The 17,927-nt window shown below is 62.0% G+C and carries 14 protein-coding genes, 2 tRNA genes and 1 pseudogene; 10 read left to right on the top strand and 7 right to left on the bottom strand.

Features of this window, described 5'->3' with window-relative positions:
- Positions 1-40 precede the first annotated feature (40 nt).
- Complete coding sequence (locus ACEW7X_RS14525; RefSeq protein ID WP_257740072.1) at positions 41-760, bottom strand: ABC transporter ATP-binding protein; 720 nt, start codon at positions 758-760, stop codon at positions 41-43.
- The gene (locus ACEW7X_RS14520) at positions 760-1,890 is read right to left on the bottom strand and encodes a porin (protein WP_253595165.1); all 1,131 of its coding nucleotides are present in this window, start codon (positions 1,888-1,890) and stop codon (positions 760-762) included. Before ACEW7X_RS14520 ends, ACEW7X_RS14525 begins: the two co-directional genes overlap by 1 nt.
- A 215-nt stretch (positions 1,891-2,105) precedes the next feature.
- On the opposite strand from ACEW7X_RS14520, the gene ACEW7X_RS14515 reads away from it, so the two are divergent.
- Both ACEW7X_RS14515 and ACEW7X_RS14510 read left to right on the top strand, forming a co-directional pair.
- Positions 2,106-2,179 (top strand) — tRNA-Gly (locus tag ACEW7X_RS14515).
- 477 nt (positions 2,180-2,656) lie between these two features.
- Positions 2,657-2,980 (top strand): helix-turn-helix domain-containing protein, encoded by a 324-nt coding sequence (locus ACEW7X_RS14510; protein ID WP_238591287.1) that lies wholly within the window; start codon positions 2,657-2,659, stop codon positions 2,978-2,980.
- Between the two features lie 389 nt (positions 2,981-3,369).
- Here the strand turns inward: ACEW7X_RS14510 and ACEW7X_RS14505 are convergent, their stop codons facing one another.
- Positions 3,370-4,881: a PLP-dependent aminotransferase family protein gene (locus tag ACEW7X_RS14505; RefSeq protein WP_068367212.1), complete on the bottom strand. Its 1,512-nt coding sequence runs from the start codon at positions 4,879-4,881 to the stop codon at positions 3,370-3,372.
- Positions 4,882-4,992: 111 nt separating this feature from the next.
- On the opposite strand from ACEW7X_RS14505, the gene ACEW7X_RS14500 reads away from it, so the two are divergent.
- The 5 genes and pseudogenes from ACEW7X_RS14500 (at position 4,993) to glyA (ending at position 9,692) form a co-directional block, all read left to right on the top strand.
- Positions 4,993-5,832 carry a YggS family pyridoxal phosphate-dependent enzyme gene (locus tag ACEW7X_RS14500; protein ID WP_420177363.1) on the top strand — a complete coding sequence of 280 codons (840 nt, stop codon included), beginning with the start codon at positions 4,993-4,995 and terminating at the stop codon, positions 5,830-5,832.
- Positions 5,829-6,548, top strand: a complete 720-nt coding sequence (locus ACEW7X_RS14495; protein WP_420177362.1) for a glutamine amidotransferase — start codon at positions 5,829-5,831, stop codon at positions 6,546-6,548. The genes ACEW7X_RS14500 and ACEW7X_RS14495 overlap by 4 nt, the downstream gene beginning before the upstream one ends.
- Positions 6,545-7,348: pseudogene (pdxK, locus tag ACEW7X_RS14490) on the top strand (pyridoxine/pyridoxal/pyridoxamine kinase); the annotation flags it as partial. The gene ACEW7X_RS14495 and the pseudogene pdxK, both read left to right, overlap by 4 nt.
- A gap of 195 nt (positions 7,349-7,543) precedes the next feature.
- On the top strand, positions 7,544-8,416 hold the full coding sequence (locus ACEW7X_RS14485) for a tryptophan synthase subunit alpha (protein WP_420177361.1): 873 nt from the start codon (positions 7,544-7,546) through the stop codon (positions 8,414-8,416).
- A 10-nt stretch (positions 8,417-8,426) separates the two neighbouring features.
- The gene (glyA, locus tag ACEW7X_RS14480; protein ID WP_420177360.1) at positions 8,427-9,692 is read left to right on the top strand and encodes a serine hydroxymethyltransferase; all 1,266 of its coding nucleotides are present in this window, start codon (positions 8,427-8,429) and stop codon (positions 9,690-9,692) included.
- A 72-nt stretch (positions 9,693-9,764) separates the two neighbouring features.
- Here the strand turns inward: glyA and ptsJ are convergent, their stop codons facing one another.
- Positions 9,765-11,063 (bottom strand): transcriptional regulator PtsJ, encoded by a 1,299-nt coding sequence (ptsJ, locus tag ACEW7X_RS14475; protein WP_068367203.1) that lies wholly within the window; start codon positions 11,061-11,063, stop codon positions 9,765-9,767.
- Positions 11,064-11,180: 117 nt separating this feature from the next.
- Positions 11,181-11,254, bottom strand: a tRNA-Cys gene (locus tag ACEW7X_RS14470).
- Between the two features lie 140 nt (positions 11,255-11,394).
- Between ACEW7X_RS14470 and ACEW7X_RS14465 the strand changes: the two genes are divergently transcribed.
- Positions 11,395-13,659 carry an arginine/lysine/ornithine decarboxylase gene (locus ACEW7X_RS14465; RefSeq protein ID WP_127775169.1) on the top strand — a complete coding sequence of 755 codons (2,265 nt, stop codon included), beginning with the start codon at positions 11,395-11,397 and terminating at the stop codon, positions 13,657-13,659.
- A 38-nt stretch (positions 13,660-13,697) separates the two neighbouring features.
- Here the strand turns inward: ACEW7X_RS14465 and hisC are convergent, their stop codons facing one another.
- Both hisC and serC read right to left on the bottom strand, forming a co-directional pair.
- The gene (gene hisC / locus ACEW7X_RS14460) at positions 13,698-14,801 is read right to left on the bottom strand and encodes a histidinol-phosphate transaminase (RefSeq protein ID WP_415358790.1); all 1,104 of its coding nucleotides are present in this window, start codon (positions 14,799-14,801) and stop codon (positions 13,698-13,700) included.
- 2 nt (positions 14,802-14,803) lie between these two features.
- The gene (gene serC, locus ACEW7X_RS14455; protein WP_278857595.1) at positions 14,804-15,922 is read right to left on the bottom strand and encodes a 3-phosphoserine/phosphohydroxythreonine transaminase; all 1,119 of its coding nucleotides are present in this window, start codon (positions 15,920-15,922) and stop codon (positions 14,804-14,806) included.
- A gap of 245 nt (positions 15,923-16,167) precedes the next feature.
- Between serC and asd the strand changes: the two genes are divergently transcribed.
- Together asd and ACEW7X_RS14445 are read left to right on the top strand one after the other, a co-directional pair.
- The gene (asd, locus tag ACEW7X_RS14450; protein ID WP_420177359.1) at positions 16,168-17,010 is read left to right on the top strand and encodes an archaetidylserine decarboxylase; all 843 of its coding nucleotides are present in this window, start codon (positions 16,168-16,170) and stop codon (positions 17,008-17,010) included.
- Between the two features lie 83 nt (positions 17,011-17,093).
- Complete coding sequence (locus tag ACEW7X_RS14445) at positions 17,094-17,894, top strand: hypothetical protein (protein ID WP_420177358.1); 801 nt, start codon at positions 17,094-17,096, stop codon at positions 17,892-17,894.
- The last annotated feature ends 33 nt before the right edge of the window (positions 17,895-17,927 follow it).

Raw genomic sequence — 17,927 nt, 5'->3', positions numbered from 1 at the left:
GGGAAACAAAAGAGTGTGTCATGGTTATCTTGCAATCAGGTTACAGGAGGATGTCTTCGTGGACATTGCCGGCCGACAGGCGCACGATGCGGTGCGCCAGCGTGTGGGCTTCCTGGGGGTCATGGGTGACATAGACGGCTGTGGTTCCCAGGCGCCGCAACAGCGTCGCCAGCTCGGCGGACAGGCTTTCGCGCAAGTCGCGGTCCAGGTTGGAGAGCGGCTCATCAAAAAGCAGCACCTGGGGGCGCGCCACGATGGCGCGCGCCAGGGCGACACGCTGTTGCTGGCCGCCGGACAGATCGGCGGGGCGGCGCTTGCCGTAGCCTTGCAGGCCAACAAGTTGCAGCGCTTCTTCCACGCGCCCGCGCTGTTCGGCCTTGGGCACGCCGCGCATTTGCAGCGGAAAGGCAATATTGCCCGCGACCGTCATGTGCGGCCACAGCGCGTAATCCTGGAACACCATGCCCAGGTCGCGCTGTTCGGGGGGCAACGTCCGGCGCGCCTCATGCACCACGCGTTCGCCAAAGCGGATGCTGCCGGCGTCCGGTTGCAGCAACCCGGCCAGCGACTTGAGCAAAGTGCTCTTGCCGCAGCCAGATGGCCCCAGCAGGGCCAGGATGGTGCCTGCCGGGATATCCAGGTCTATGCCGTTGAGCACCGTGTTGCCGCCGAAAGCATGGCGCAACTGGCGGATGCCGATGGCGACGCCGTGGCGCGGCGCGCTGGCGTGGGAAGCGTGGGGGGCGTGGGAAGGGGACATCAGAAGCTGTGGCGCATGCCGATATTCAGGCCGAACTGGTTCGCCCCTGGGTTGACGTTTTCGCCGAATTTGCCGCCGATCACGCTCAGCGACGAGTCATGGCGGTTCAGGGCATAGGCGCCGGTTGCGTAAAACGTCGTGCGTTTGGACGCCTGATAATCGGCGCCCAGCACGAACAGCCAGGGCTTTTGATCCTTGCCCGCCTGTTGCGCGGCAGGGCAGGCGGCGGCATTCAGGTTGTCGCAGGTCGTGCCATCCAGGTAGTACAGCGCCAGCGACAGCGTGGCCGGCTTGCTCATTTGATAGCTGGCGCCGGCCCAGTACATATTGCTGGTGTAGTTCTGCGTGGTGAGTTCTTGCTTCAGCCAGCGGTAGCCGCCGTAAACCTGGAAGGCGCCGGTCTTGTACGACAGGCCGGCGGCAAGGCGCTGTTCGCGGTTATTGCTGTCGGCATTGAGGCCGGGTTTGTTGGCGTGTTTGACGTGATACAGCACGGCGGCATCCAGGCCGTCCTGCTGATACCGCACCCCGGCGCTATACATGCGGCCGACCTTGGAATCTTCAGCGTCCTGATCGTTATTCCAGCCGAAGCTGTAGAGCGCGCCCAGACTGAATGCGCCGAATTTGCCGGTGTATTTCAGGGCGTTGTCGGCGCGATCCGAGAAGGCGCCATCGACACGCTTGGCGGAGTAATTGCCATTGCCGAAAGGGTTGTACTTGCTGATCCAGTCGATCATCAAGGTATTCTGGCGGCCGGCCATCAATTGCCCCCAGGATTTGTCGGATAGCCCGATATAGGCCTGGCGTCCGAACAGGCGGCCGCCTTGCAGCAGGGTGCCGTCGGAGACGTCGAAGCCGCTTTCCAGCGTATAAATGGCATTCAGCCCGCCGCCCAGATCTTCGCTGCCCTTGATGCCCCAGCGTGACCCGCTCAGGCCGCCGGAAATCATATTGGGCTTGTTGGTTGGCCCAGGGCCGTTGGACAGCTTTTCCACGGCCACATCAATCGTGCCGTAAAGCGTGACGGAAGAAGGGGAGGCCTGTGCGGAAGCAGAGCCGAAAGGCAGCGCGCAAAGCGGCAGGGCGCAACAAAGCAGACCCGCGCGCAGGCGGGGGAACGGCATCGACATATTGTTATCCTCTTTGGGACTTGAATAAGAGACGCCAGCGTAAGGGGCGGGCATGACAGCGCCATGACCAAGAGAAAAGTCGGGCGGCGCGCAGAGTGAACGCAGCCTGGCGGCAACAAATACGGGAAAAAGACACACTGCCGCACGAATGCGCCGCCTTCTGCTAGAATTATTGTCTTCTTTCCTGCTGCGGTACGTTGGCAGCACGGTCAAATGCGGGTGTAGTTCAATGGTAGAACGGCAGCTTCCCAAGCTGCATACGAGGGTTCGATTCCCTTCACCCGCTCCAAGTAGTTTCAAAACTCCAGCACCAAATTGCTTGCGCATCCTCTGCGCTTGTTTCCATGGCCTTCATGCGCTCACCGACTGATGGCAATGCCGGTCTGCCGTGGCAGCAGGGACGATACGGTAAAGGTCAAAAGGGGCAGAAGAGGCACGTGTCACCGAGGCTCAGGCCAAGTGCTTGGGATTGAATGAATCGTAACGCTGGTGTCAGCAACCGGTCCGTCTCTGGGCGGCATGCGCTACATGCTCGGGCGGTGCATATCGGTGGGCCGTTGGCAATGAGGCGCCAAGAATGTACTGTAGGGAATAAATACTTGATATTTTTAACTAATTGATCAGATATGGTAGTTTATATAAAATTAAATATCATATCTGAGTGGTAAATTTTATGCGGCCCTCTACACAGAAACGCTCTGGCGCACAGGTTGCCTTGCCTCTGCCTGTCGAACGCGCACTGCAGCGTATGGGGCAGGACATCTCCATGGCACGTCGCCTGCGACGCTTGAGCCAAGAGGACTTGGCACTGCGCATCGGCACATCGTTGAGCACAGTCAGGCGCATGGAGAATGGCTATCCTGGCACAGCCCTGCACACTTTTCTACGCGCCTTGCAGGTGCTTGGCCGCCTGGATGCTGTGGTCAAGGCAATGTCCATGGAGAACGATGCGCTGGGTATGGATCTGGTGCGCGAGCAATTACCGCAAAGGGTCAGAACATCTTCAGGAAACAAGCGGCAAGCCAGCCAGTCTGTCGCGGCCAGCGAAGGCAGCACCCGTGTTGGCTCCGATGATCTGGAGGGCTTCTGATGGCAATGAACCATTCATCCAGACGCGGTGATCTGGAAGTGCATCTAGGGTCCGGTGGACAGATTGTGAGGCTATTTCAGGCGGGACGCCGAACAGGCGAGGGCGATCTGGATTGAGGTGGCGCAGGCCGTGGCGAATTGGCGGGCAGTGGCACGGGGATTGGGCATGCGTGCTACAGACTTGTTGGACTTCGAATCGGCCTTTTTCCTGGACAGCGGCACAGGGACATAAGACGGCGCGGGTTGCGTAGCAAGTACTGAGTAAGCCGGGTATCAAAAAAATTTCAGTTTGGCCTCGAGTCGGTCAGGATCTCAAGAGAGACGCTGGCGACGTTTGCATCGCCCCGGAATGATGGCACCATGAATACCGGAGAGTGTTCATGCCACCCTTCACCGCCATTCCCCACCCTTTCTTTCCAGCGCACGCAACACGCTCGCCAGCTTCTTGACGGCGATTTCCATTTCGCCCGGCGTATGCGCCGCAAACCCGGTCAGGAACCCGGCCTGGTGCTGTGCGGAAGCGTGCAGGGCGGTCAGGCCCAGCAGGTCTATGCCAGCCCGGCGTGCGGTGGCGACGGCCTCGGCTTCCGGGATGTCCTGGGTCAGCAGGCACGGCATTTGCATGCCGCCGTCGGGGATGCGGGGTTCCAGGAAGCTGCCAAGGTGTTCGCGCACCAGCCGCGCCAGGACATCGCGCCGCTCGGCATAGACGGCCCGCATCGTGCGGACATGGGCGCCGAAATGCCCGCCGTCTATGAAACGCGCCAGGGTCAGTTGGGGGATGGGGGCGCTGTGCCCGTCCAGCAGGGTGCGGGCCACGCTCATGGGGGCGACGAGCTGCGGCGGCAGGACCATGTAGCCGATGCGCAGGCCGGGAAACAGTGATTTGCTGAAGGTGCCGATGTAGATCGTGCGTTCATGCGGGTCCAGTCCTTGCACGCAGGCCGTGGGTTTGCCGACGTAATGGAATTCGCTGTCGTAGTCGTCTTCGATGATCCAGGCCTGTTCGCGCTGAGCCCAGTCGATGATGGACAGGCGCCGTTCCAGTGCCAGTGTCGTGCCGGTAGGAAACTGGTGTGAGGGCGTGAGGAATACCGCCAGGGCCGGTGCTTCCGCCGACGCGGCTGGTTTCAGGTATTCCGTCCGCATGCCTTCGGCATCCAGGGGCACAGGTATGCAGGTCAGGCCCGCAGCATCGAAGGCCTTGCGGGCGCCGTGGTAGACCGGGTCTTCAATGTAGATGCGGTCACCGGCATCGAGCAGAACATTGGCGCATAGGGTCAGGGCCTGTTGGGAGCTGGTCAGTACCAGCACGCGGTCCGCCGAGGCGTGCGCCCCGCGTTCAAGATTGACGTAGTCGGCAATGGCCTGGCGCAGTGCTTCCATGCCTTGCGGCGGGCTGTGCAGCAGGATGCTGGTGCCATATTCCTTGATGACCTGACGCTGCAGGCGTTCCCAGGTATGCAGCGGAAAGTTGCGTGTTTCCGGTACGCCGGGGGCAAATGCTCGCGGTGCGACGAAATCGCGCAGGCCGCCGCCTTCCAGCATGGCACAGCCGCGCCGGCTTAGGCGCAGCAAGGGGCTGTGCACGGCAGCCTGCTGCGTACGCTGGCGGCCGGGCCGGCGTTGTATCTGCGCCGAGACGAACGTGCCGCTGCCCACCCGCCGTTCGATGAAGCCCTCGGTTTGCAGCTGGCTATAGGCTTCCTCTACCGTGCCGCGTGAAACGCCCAGCGAACGGGCCAGCAGGCGCGATGCGGGCAGGGGGCGGCCGGCTTCCAGCGCACCGTCGAGTATCAGTTGCCGTATCGCCCGGCGGATGCGGGCATGTAGCGGCAAGGCGTTGTGCGCAGGGTCGGCGATCCACGCTTTGACGGATTCGAGTTGGGCGTGCTTGAACAATTGGTCTATATGTCTTTGAAAAAGTGGTCAGGTTTTATGGGCCATTTCAGATATATAAATCAGTCATGAGTCTGGAGCAATCGCATGTACCTCAGGAGCCACAGTCAAGCCATGTCGGAATCAACAGGAACTCAAACTCGGCACGATCAGCATGGCCGCTATCCGCAGGCCGCCACCGTCGAAGACTTTCGCCAGAATATCGCTGACGTGCAGGCCCGTATTGCGGCCGCCTGCCGACGCGCGGGACGTGAGCCCGCCAGCGTCCGCCTGCTGCCGGTCAGCAAAACCAAGCCCGAATCCAGCCTGCGCCTGGCCTATGCCGCCGGTTGCCGCCTGCTGGGGGAAAACAAGGTCCAGGAGGCCTACGGCAAGTGGGAAGCCATGCAGGATCTGACCGACCTGCGCTGGTCGGTGATCGGCCACCTGCAAACCAACAAGGCCAGGCTGGTGGCACGCTTTGCAAGCGAGTTCCAGGCCCTGGACAGCCTGCGCCTGGCGGAAGCGCTGGACAAGCGTTTGCAGGCAGAAGGACGGTCGCTGGATGTGTTTGTCCAGGTGAATACCTCCGGCGAGGAAAGCAAGTACGGCCTGGCGCCGGAAGATGTCGAAGGTTTCGTCAAACAGTTGCCTGCGTTTTCCGCGTTGCGGGTGCGTGGCCTGATGACCCTGGCACTGTTTTCCGCCGAAGCCGAGCGCGTGCGCCAATGCTTCATCCTGTTGCGCAATCTGCGCGACAGACTGAGGCAGAGCGCGCCGGCAGGGATAGACCTGGCGGAACTGTCCATGGGCATGTCAGGCGACTTCGAAATCGCCATTGAGGAGGGGGCCACGGTGGTGCGCGTGGGCCAGGCCATCTTCGGTGCCCGTCCCTTGCCGGACAGCTATTACTGGCCGTCGGCCAATGCCGCTGCCGATGGCACGGCCCAGGCCGCAGCAGGGGATCCCTCATGAAAACCGTCATTGCCATTCGTCACGTCCATTTCGAGGACCTGGGCACGCTGGAGCCCGTGTTGCGGTCCCGGGGGTATGCCATCCGCTATGTCGATGCCGCACGCGATGACCTGAGCCTGCTGGAGGGCGAAACCTCGGATCTGCTGGTGTTGCTGGGCGGCCCGATTGGCGCCTTTGATGAACTGATGTATCCGTGCATCAGCCAGGAACTGGCGCTGGTGCGTGCGCGCCTGACGTCGGGTCGGCCGCTGCTGGGTATCTGCCTGGGGGCGCAACTGATCGCCCGCGCCTTGGGGGCGGATGTCGTGTCCATGGGGGCGAAGGAGATCGGCTTCGCACCGCTGAGCCTGACTTCCGAAGGGGAAGATTCGCCGCTGGCAGCGCTGGCGGGCGTGCCCGTGCTGCATTGGCATGGCGACCGTTTTGATATTCCCGCCGGTGCTGTCCGATTGGCGGAAACTGGCACCTGCGCCAACCAGGCATTTGCGTGGGGGAGTAATGTGCTGGCGCTGCAATGCCATCTGGAGGCCGATCCGCGCCGGCTTGAATCCTGGCTGCTCGGGCACGCTTGTGAACTGGCTCAGGCGGGCGTGGACCCCCGCCGCTTGCGCGCCGATGCACAGGCATTGCTGACACGCCTGCCGCAAGCCGCGACTGCCGTGTTCCGGCGCTGGCTGGATGGCATCGCCACCGGGCCGGAGCGCGAACCGTCATGAATCCACTGCCGATAGATGTGGTCTCCGTACAATCTCAGGTGGTCTATGGCCGCGTGGGCAATAGTGTGGCCGTTCCCACCCTTGAAGCCCTGGGGCTGTCCGTGGCGGCGGTGCCGACCGTGCTGTTCAGCAATACGCCGCATTATCCGAGCATGCATGGCGGTGCGGTGCCGGTGGAATGGTTCGCAGGCTATCTGCACGATCTTGCGGCGCGTGGCGCGCTGCATGCCTTGCGCGCGGTGCTGGTTGGCTATCTGGGCGGGCCGGCACAGGCCGGCGCGCTGGTGGGCTGGCTGGCAGAACGGCTGCGCCAGCAGCCGGGCGTGCGCATTGTGGTAGACCCGGTGCTTGGCGACCACGACCATGGTATCTATGTCGATACCGGTCTGGTGGAAGAGTACCGCCGCGACATCTTGCCGCTGGCCGACGGGCTGACGCCGAACGGATTTGAACTGGCCCAGCTGACCGGCCTGCCCGTGAGCAATACCGATGATGTCATCGCTGCCGCGCGTACCCTGTTGACAGGGCGGACCGAATGGGTTGCCGTGACCAGTGCTGCACCTGATTCCTGCGCCAGCGATGAGATGCAGGTGGTATTGGTGACCCGCGCGCAGGCCGAAGTCATCACGCATCCGCGCGTAGCGCTTGCGCCCAAGGGAACCGGCGATATGTTCTGTGCTGCCCTGACCGGCCATTGGCTCAATGGTGCCAGCCTGCCTGAAGCCGCGGCCATGGCGTGTGCTCAATTGGTCCAGGTTTTGCGCCGTACCAGCCGTGCGCAGTGCGACGAGCTGCTGTTGCCGCCGGTCTGCCGCCAGGGGGCGGCGCATGGTTTGGGGCAGGGGCCGGAGCAGGGTTCGGCACATTGTTCGATGCATGAGGTGGCGCAAGAATCGACACATGAAGCGGCGCATGATTCAGCGCAGGAAGCGCCCGCGCCGGCGTTTCTGCGCCACTTCACCTATCAGATCTGCGACTGAGCCGGAGGCAAGGCCATGGGGCGGATAGCAGCCACGTTCGAGCGTTTGCGCGCGCAGTCCCGCAAGGCTCTGATTTCCTCAGTCACGGCAGGTTATCCGCATGCCGATATCACGCCGGCGCTGATGCATGTATTGGTCGAGGCCGGTGCGGATATTATCGAGTTGGGCATGCCGTCATCGGCACTGCCGGCCCGTGGTGCGTCTTTGCATGCTCTCTCGTCTCATTCCGCGGGAAATGGCGGCCCGGCCCGGCCGCAGGCTGCCGGGCTACAGCAGTTGTTGGAGCAGGTCGCACAGTTTCGGCTGTCCGATAGCTCTACGCCGGTCGTGCTGTCAGGCACTGCGCAGAGCATCGAAGGTGGCGGGGGCTTGCGCCATCCGGTGGCGTTTGCAGAATCGGCGGCCGTTGCCGGGTTGGACGGCGTGCTGGCCTTCGACCCGTCGCCCGCCTTGTCGCACGCCCTGGCGCGGCCCTTGCGGCGCTGCGGCCTGGACTGGATTGCCAGCCTGGCGCCTACGGTAACGGATGATGACATCCGCCAGCTGGCAGCTTGCACCAGCGGCTATGTCCATGGACGCTTCTTTCCGGACGGGATAGATGCTCAACCTGCTGGCCAGGCACGGGACTGCATATGGCGCATCCGCCGCCATATTGCCATTCCCCTCGGGCTGGCCGCCGGTATCGGGGATATGCATACAGCCCGCCGGGCCGCCAGCATGGCCGATGCGTTGATTGTCGGCCCATGGCTGGCCGCACGCCTGGCGGACAAACCCGCTGCTGCCGCGCTGGCCGCGGCCAGTGATCTTTTTCGGGAGCTTCGCGGCCAGCTGGATCAGGACATTCCCAGCGTGCCACGTATCTCCAAACATGCACCTTTCCGACGATAGGACTTTCATCATGTACGACCCATCCCTGACTCTTGCCGAATTCGACCCCGAACTTGCCGCCGCCGTGCAGCGCGAAGAGCGCCGCCAGGAGGACCATGTTGAGCTGATTGCTTCCGAAAACTATGCCAGCCCGCTGGTCATGGCGATCCAGAATTCAGTGTTTACCAACAAATATGCCGAGGGCTACCCCGGCAAGCGCTACTACAGTGGCTGTGAGAACGTGGATGTGGCCGAGAGCCTGGCCATCGAGCGCCTCAAGTTGCTGTTCGACTGTGATTATGCCAACGTCCAGCCTCATGCCGGCGCGCAGGCCAATGCCGCTGTGTTCCTGGCGCTGGCACAGCCCGGTGATACGGTCATGGGCATGAATCTGGCCCAGGGCGGCCACCTGACCCATGGCAACCCGTCGAATTTTTCTGGCCGGCATTACAAGATCGTGCCTTATGGCCTGGATACGGAAACTGGCTTGATCGACTATGACGAGATGGAACGCATTGCGCTGGCTACCCGGCCCAAAATGCTGATCGGGGGCTTTTCTGCCTATTCGCGCTACAAGGATTGGGCGCGCATGCGCGCCATTGCCGACAAGGTGGGGGCCATCTTCTGGGTGGACATGGCGCACGTTGCCGGCCTGGTTGCTGCAGGCGAATATCCGAACCCGCTGCCGCACGCCCATGTGGTGACCAGCACCACTCACAAAACCATGCGCGGCCCGCGCGGCGGCATTATTCTTGCCAAAGGCCAGGATGAAGATTTCTACCGCAAGCTCAATTCCGCCGTCTTCCCCGGTGTTCAGGGCGGCCCGCTGATGCACGTGATCGCAGCCAAGGCCATCGCCTTCAAGGAAGCCCTGCAACCGGCGTTCAAGACCTATCAGCGCCAGGTCGTGACCAACGCCCGCGCCATGGCAGCTGTGCTGATGCAGCGCGGCTACCGCATTGTTTCTGGCGGTACCGACAACCACCTGATGCTGATCGACCTGTCGAGCAAACCCTACACCGGCAAGGACGCCGATGCCGCCCTGAGCGATGCCTACATCACGGCGAACAAGAACTCAGTGCCCAATGATCCGCGCTCGCCTTTTGTGACGTCGGGGCTGCGCATCGGCACTCCGGCAGTGACGACGCGCGGTTTCGGCGTGGCCGAATGTGAGCAGCTTGCAGGTTGGTTGTGCGATGTGCTGGATGCCCTGGAAACAGGGCGCCTGGATTCGGTGGTGGCGCAGGTGCGCGAGCAAGTTGTGGCGCTCTGCCGCAGGCATCCCGTGTATCGCTGACACGGCGCCAGGCAGTACTGGCGCGGCGCCTGCAGATCAGGCAAACGCCGCGCCGGTGTTCCACTGGGGTTGCTAACCCAGGCTGCGCCGGATATCCCGGGCCAGCTGCGCGCATTGCACCGGGTTGATGCTTGAAATGGTGATGCGCAGCCCCTGGACGGGATCATCCACCGAGAAACTCCTGCCTTGGCGTACCAGCCAGCCCCGGCGGGCCAGGTCCAGCGCAACCGCCTGGTCGTCCGTCTCCAGGGGGAGCCAGAGGTTGAGGCCGTCGCCGCCGGGCAGGAATGCCACGCCTTCCTTGTGCAAGGCCTGTTCCAGCGCCTGGCGTCGCTGGCGGTAGTCCGCCCGAGCGCAGGCCAGCAGGCTGGCGGTTTCAGCTTGTGTGATGATGGTTTCGACGATGTCCTGCAACAGATGGCTGACCCAGTTCGTGCCGGAAGTCAGCCGCAGGCGCAATTGCCGTGAGGTGGCGCTGTCGCTGGCGATGGCCGCCATGCGGATATCCGGCCCCAGCGCTTTGGTGAATGAACGGATCACGGCCCAGCGCGCCGCATCCTTCGGAATGACGGAGTGATAGGCGGCATCGGACAATAGTGCAAAGTGATCGTCCACAATGACCAGCACGTTGGGATGCCGGGCCAGTACACGGGAGATGGCGCGGGCGCGCTTTTCGCTCAGGCTGCAACCGGTGGGGTTGTGCGCCCGCGGAGTCAGAATGACCGCCCGTGCGCCTTTTTCCAGGGCGGTTTCCAGTTCGCCGGCCATCATGCCTTCGGTATCGACGGGAACGCCGGTTGGCTGGAGTCCCAGGGTGCGCAAGGTATGGATGCTGCTCAGGAAGCAGGGATTTTCGACAGCGACCTTGTCGCCAGCGACCAGATAGGAAATCAGCAGTCTTTCAATGGCGTCGACGGCGCCATGCGCCAGGTCGATCTCGAAGCCCTGTGGCGGGCAATCCGGCGCCATCCACTGCTGTAAGTGTTGTTTCAGGCCAGGGTTGACGGAAGGTTCTCCATAGAGCCTGGGCTGGTAGGGCTTGCGCTGCAAGGCTGCGGCGACATCAGGCAGCCAGTCGAGATTGGGGTTGCCACTGGCCAGGTCGGTCAGCGGAGAGCCTGCCAGTGTGCCTTCCTGTTCGCCAGGGTCGTACTGGTTGCGGATGATCGTGCCGAGACGGCCATGGGTGGATGCGATACCTGCCACGACCAGCCGGCGGTAGGCCGCAGCCACCGTATTTCTGCCTATGCCCAGCTCCGCTGCCAGATCCCGGACCGGCGGCAGGGAATCACCGGGGCGCAGTTGTTGCGATTGCGCCAGGGCGCGCACGCAGTCGAAGAGTTCCGCGGCGGTCTTGCCTTGTATAGCCATATCGTTCCGTGACAAAGATCTGTTCCAGACAGGCCAGAACTCATATTGGCCCGCCAGGCTGAAAGACTGGATTTTGCCATAGCCCGGTCTGGGGCAATGGCTCAGGGAACTGGCTTGTGGAGGCGCGGGTTGGAATCGAACCAACCTGAATGGATTTGCAATCCATCGCATGGCCACTTTGCTACCGCGCCGTGTTTTGTCATGGTACAAAACATATTATGATCCGTGTCAAAGATTTGGGCAAGCGTTTTTTCAACATCATCGCGGCCAGCAGGCGACGGAACACAGCGCTTTCCCGTTTTAGAACCCTTTCCCCTCGACAGGACATGTCATGCCGTTCCACTTTCCCATCGTCATCATCGACGAAGACTTCCGTTCAGAAAACACCTCGGGCCTGGGCATACGCGCACTGGCGCAGGCGATCCAGTCCGAAGGGTTCGATGCCCTTGGCGTCACCAGCTACCATGACCTCAGCCAGTTCGCCCAGCAACAGAGCCGGGCCAGTACGTTCATCCTGTCCATAGATGATGAAGAATTCACACAGGACGCTGAAACCGCCCCGGCGCTGCAGAACATCCGTACATTCATTCGCGAAGTGCGGCGGCGCAATGTGGATGTGCCGATCTATGTGTACGGAGAAACGAAAACAGCGCGCCACATGCCGAACGACATCCTGCGCGAACTGCACGGTGTCTTGCACATGTTCGAGGACACGCCGGAATTCGTTGCACGCCATCTGATCCGCGAGGCGAAAAACTATCTCAACGGCATCAAGCCGCCATTCCTGAAGGCCTTGCTGGACTATGCGGAAGACGGCTCCTATTCCTGGCACTGTCCCGGACACTCCGGCGGCGTGGCCTTCTTGAAGAGTCCGGTGGGACAGGTGTTCCATCAGTTTTTCGGGGAGAACATGCTGCGTGCGGATGTTTGCAATGCGGTGGAGGAACTGGGCCAGTTGCTCGATCACAATGGCGCCATCGGCGCCAGTGAGCGCAATGCGGCGCGCATCTTCAACGCCGACCACTGCTTTTTTGTGACCAACGGCACCAGTACGAGCAACAAGATTGTCTGGCAGCATGCGGTGGCGCCTGGCGATGTCGTGGTCGTGGACAGGAATTGCCATAAGTCCATCCTGCACAGCATTGTGCTGACCGGCGCGATTCCGGTTTTCCTGCGTCCCACGCGCAACCATCTGGGCATCATCGGCCCGATTCCGCGCGAGGCGTTCTCCCCGGCAGCCATCAAGGCCAGGATGCGTGCGCATCCCTTGCTGGCCGGCATGGACACGGATGCGGTCACGCCGCGTGTGCTGGTGCTGACGCAGTCCACCTATGACGGCATCATGTACGACACCGAGGTCATCAAGTCCGCGCTGGATGGCTATGTCGAGGCATTGCATTTCGACGAGGCCTGGATTCCCCATGCGGCCTTTCATCCGTTCTACAGCACGTATCACGCCATGGGCAAGAAACGCGCACGGCCGGTCAGTTCCGTGGTGTATTCCACGCAATCGACTCACAAGCTCCTGGCCGGCATCAGCCAGGCCAGCCATATCCTGGTGCAGGATGCGGCGAATCCGCGTTTTGATCGACACCTGTTCAACGAGGCGTATCTCATGCATACGTCCACATCGCCGCAGTACGCCATCATTGCCAGCTGCGACGTGGCTGCGGCCATGATGGAGCCGCCGGGCGGCCAGACGCTCGTCGAGGAAAGTATCGCCGAAGCGCTGGATTTTCGTCGTGCCATGCGCCAGGTGGGCGAGCAGTTTGCTGCCGGGGACTGGTGGTTCAAGGTGTGGGGACCGGCGACGCTGGAAATGGAGGGCATGGGCAGCGCGCAGGACTGGGTATTGTCCAGCGACGGCCAGGAAGCGCCGTGGCACGGTTTTGGCGGGATAGCGGCGGGCTTCAATATGCTCGACCCGATCAAGGCTACCATCGTGACGCCGGGACTGAGTCTGGACGGGCGTTTTGACACCACCGGGATACCTGCGCCCATCGTGACCAAGTTCCTGGCAGAGCACGGCGTGATCATCGAAAAGACCGGGCTCTACAGCTTCTTCATCATGTTCACCATCGGCATTACCAAAGGCCGCTGGAATTCCCTGGTAACGGCCTTGCAGCAGTTCAAGGACGACTATGCCCGCAATGTGCCGATGTGGCGCATCTTGCCGGATTTCTGCCAGAAATATCCTTGCTACGAAGAAATGGGTTTGCGCGACCTCTGCGAACATGTCCATGCCATTTATGCGAGCCACGATATTGCGCGTCTGACGACCGGCATGTACCTGGAAGAAGCGGTTCCGGCGATGAAGCCCAGCGAAGCCTATGCGCATATCGCCACGCACCGGACAGAACGGGTGGAAATCGACCAGCTGGAAGGCCGCATCACGACCAGCCTGATTACGCCTTACCCGCCAGGAATCCCCTTGTTGATTCCTGGCGAGGTTTTCAATCGGACGATTGTCGAGTATCTACGGTTCTCTCGCGAACTGCACCGTCTGGCGCCGGGCTTTGGCACCGATATCCACGGTTTTGTGGAAGTGAAGGATGCTGCTGGCCAGATGCGTTATTTCGTGGATTGCGTGGCCTGAGCGCAGAGGCAGCAAGGGGCGGTGGGCGTTGGCAAGCCTCACCGCCTGGCGGCGCGTCCGCCCAGAATGCCAGCAAGCACACTCAGCAGTCGCGCTGACTGCTGATCCGTGCCGACAGTGATACGCAGGAATTGCCCTATCCGTTCCTGGGGGAAATGGCGCACCAGGATTCTTGCCTCGCGCAACTGGCCGGCCAGCCAGGCGGCATCGTGCTTCGGATGCCGGACAAACAGGAAGTTCGTACAGGAAGGCAGCACGTCGAAGCCCAGGCCGGCGAGCTGCCTCGCCAATTTTTCCCGGGTGGCGATGACGGCTTTGCGTGTTTGTTCGAAATAGGTCAGGTCTTCGAAGGCGGCAATGGCTCCCTGCTGGGCCAGACGTCCCAACGGATAGGAATTGAAGCTGTCCTTCACGCTTTTCAAGGCGCTGATCAAGCCTTCCTGGCCGATGGCAAAACCCACGCGCAGGCCTGCGAGCGCGCGCGATTTCGACAGGGTCTGGACGATCAGCAGGTTGGGGTGCTGCGCCACCAGGCCGACTGCCGAATGGCCACCGAAATCGACATAGGCTTCATCCACCAGCACCACGCGCATGGGGTTGATGGCGAGCAGATACCGGATCGCGTCCAGCGTGAGGCCCTCCCCGGTCGGGGCATTGGGGTTGGCAATCACGATGCCTGCGATAGTGCCATCGGCACGGGCCTGTACGGCAAAGTTCTCCAGGCTGATGCGCAGCGACGGGTCGACCGCCACCAAGCCGGGTGGAATGCCGAACAACTGGCAATAGACTTTATAGAAGCCATAGGTGATGTCCGGGATCAGCAGCCTGGCGTTGCCGTGGCGGAAAAAGGCGTTGAACGCGTGGGCCAGGACTTCATCTGAACCATTGCCAACGAAAACCTGGCCTCGCGCAACGCCGTAAAAAGAGGCGATCGTGGCGCACAGCATCTCGGATTCCGGGTCCGGGTAGCGCGCCAGGTTGCGGTTCGCTTCATCGCAGATGCTGTCTATGACGCGGGGTGAGGGCGGGTACGGGTTCTCGTTGGTATTGAGCTTGAGGAGCCCGCTGTCCAGCGGCTGTTCGCCGGGTTGGTAGGGACGCAAATCACGGATCAGCGGGCTGATGAAAGACGAGTTTTCCATGGTCATGCCTGCCTGCGTTCGAAATCCTGGAGATAGGCGATCAGGGCATCGACACCCTCATCGGTCATGGCGTTGTAGAGGCTGGCGCGCATGCCGCCTACCGAGTTGTGTCCCCTGAGCTGAAGCAGTCCGCGCCGGGCTGCGCCATCGAGAAACGCCTCGTCGCGCTGTGCGTCGGCCAGCGTAAAGGGGACGTTCATCCACGAGCGCACAGCCGGATCGACCCGATTGATATAGAAATCGCTGGCGTCCAGGGCAGCATACAGCTTGGCTGCCTGCCGCTGATTGCGTACTTCCAGCGCCGCCAGGCCGCTCAGGTCTCCTTCACGCTGACGCAGCATCCAGTCCACCATCAGGCCGACCAGATAAATGCCCCATGTCGGCGGGGTGTTGTACATGGATTGGTTGCGCGCCACCAGCTCGTAATTGAACGCGCTGGGACAAATGGGCAAGGCCCGGCCGAGCAAGGCCTCGCGCACGAAGACCAGTGTCAGGCCCGCCGGCCCCAGGTTCTTTTGCGCCCCGGCAAACGCCATGCCTATCCGGCGCCAGTCAAAGCGCCTGGAAGCAATATCGGAGGAGCAGTCCACGACCAGCGGCACGTCGGCGCCCAGCGCGGCCAGATCCGGCAGTTCCTGGAACTGCACGCCCTGGATGGTCTCGTTGCTGCACAGGTGCACATAAGCCGCGTCAGGGCTGATATTCCAGCTTGCCGCTGGTGGAATGCAGGTATGGCCAGAGGCTTTGCCGTTGGCGGCGATACGTGTGGCGCTGGCGTAGCGGCCGGCTTCTTCATAGGACTTTCTGCTCCAGCTGCCGGTCAATACGAAATCGAGAACGCCGCCTTGTGAAAGGTTCAGCGGTGCAATGGCGTTCTCGCCGATGCCGCCGCCTTGCAGGAACAGGATGTGAAAGTCGGGCGGTACATCCAGCAGCGTGCGCAGCCCGGAGACCGCATGCTCGTAGATGGCGATGAACTCCGGGCCGCGATGGCTCATTTCCATCACGCTCATGCCACTGCCGTGCCAATTCGGCAATTCGTCAGCAGCCTGCTGGAGGACTTCTGCGGGCAGTGTTGCCGGGCCGGGGCCGAAATTGAAGGGGCGCTGCTGTGTTGTCATGGTTTCCGCTCAAAGGGTGTCACCCGTCGGGGTGGTGGGCAGGCGCGGACCGGATCAAGGCGACGTGCCTGTGTAAAAAGAAGGTGCTGCCAGAGCCGCCGTGCGGCGCGCCTGGCGCTGCGCATGGCCGATGATGTGTGCTGATGGGATGGCATTTTTCAGGCCGCCATTTTGTCACGTGTCATTATATATTATGTACCGGTACAATAATGATTGTCTGAAAATCTGCCTGTGTCGTCCATGCGATGTCCGTTTCCGTCCTTTTGCAGCATCTCCTGCCTTTGCGCCTGTTGACGCGCGTGGTCGGCCGCCTGGCGCAGAATCGCCATCCCCTGGTCGCGCAGGCGCTGATCCGGTCTTTCATGTGGCGGCATGGCGTCAGCCTGAAAGAGGCTTGCCGCCATGCGCCGGCCGACTACCCGAGCTTCAACGATTTCTTCGCCAGGAAATTGCGTCCTAGCGCACGTCCTGTTGCCAGGGCCAGCTGGGTCAGTCCCGCCGACGGCACGGTGAGTCAGCTGGGCTGGATAGGTGCCGGGCGAATGATCCTCGCCAAGCAGCGGGCCTATGGTGTCGGCGAACTGCTGGCCGATGCGGCATTGGCTCGTCATTTCGAAGGCGGACGCTTTACCACTGTGTACCTGAGCCCGCGTGATTACCACCGTGTCCACATGCCATGTGCCGGGCGCTTGTTGGGCATGCGCCATGTGCCTGGTACGCTCTTTTCAGTGCGGCCGGATATCGTGCGCGGCATGGATGGCCTGTTGGCCCGCAATGAACGGCTCATCTGCTGGTTCGAGCATCCGCAGCATGGAATATTCGCCATGGTGCTGGTCGGCGCAGCCATCGTCGGCAGCATCTCCACCGTTTGGCACGGCTTGGTCACCCAGCCGGGCCGGGGGCCGATACGCCAATGGGATTACCAGGATGGCGAGCCTGCTCCCAAGTTGGTGCAAGGGGCGGAAATGGGGCATTTCCAGTTGGGTTCGACTGTTGTCGTATTGATGCCGCAGACTGCGCTGGGCTTTCATCCGGGCTGGCAGGAAGGACAAAAAGTGCGCCAGGGCCAGGCCATGAGCAATATGTAAAACGCAGCGGGCCTGCCGCACGGGTTCCGACAATTGCCGGTGCCGGGCTATGCTTGGTTCCCCTCTCATGACGAGTCATCGCTATGTCTGAACACCACCAGTTCCTGTGTCCGCGCGACATGCACCTGCCACCGCCGGACTGGCGCGCGCTGCAAGCCCGCTTGCTGGCGGGCGGGTATGTGCTGGAGCCGCGTGGCGCGATGATTCCCCGTCCTGCTCTGTTGAACCTGAGTTTCGCGCTGGCGGCCCTGAATGCCGGGTCGTACCAGTATGACGAGCGCCAGCGCACGACCGGCGATGTGCTGGCGCAGTATGTGCGGGCCGGCTATCTGCCGGCGGACCTGCCGATTCGGCATGACGCGACGATAGAAGAAACGCAGGCCTTGCTGGCCAGCCGGGGCATCGAGTTGGCACGCCTGTATTCGGATGATGAAGGCAGTGACTGGCACAGCGCGCAGTATTGCCTGGGGCCGGCAGCCCGGCCCTGGCTCAGTCAGGAAGTGCAGGCTGCCCATGATGCGCAGCCCGCCGATTTCCCATTGATGCTGTTGGCTTACGACGGCCCGGCACCCGCAGTGGCCGTTGGGGAAAACCTGGGCAATCCCTGTTTGCCCGGCACGCAGGAAGCATTGGCTAGCCTGCCTCCGTTCGATTCGCCGGCCGATTTCATCGGTGCAGCCTACGATGATCCTGCGGCGCAGTGGTATTGCACGGCCAACGGACGCAGCTATCGCATCCTGGAGCTGGATTGGCAATACAGCCTGGCGATGGGGTTTCGCATGGTGCGGCTGGCAGGGCTGGATCAGTCCAGCGCCGAGGGGATGGCGGCCATGATCGGCCAGCTGGTGGGTGTGCCGATGGTATGCAGCCATCGGCATTTGTAATCATGAATGAAGAAAAGGCGGCGGCTGGCCCGG

Origin of the sequence: Kerstersia gyiorum (assembly GCF_048595715.1) — a bacterium.
Lineage (GTDB): Bacteria > Pseudomonadota > Gammaproteobacteria > Burkholderiales > Burkholderiaceae_B > Kerstersia > Kerstersia gyiorum.
The sequence above is the reverse complement of the archived record's forward strand: the minus strand, read 5'-3'. Positions and strand labels throughout refer to the sequence as shown.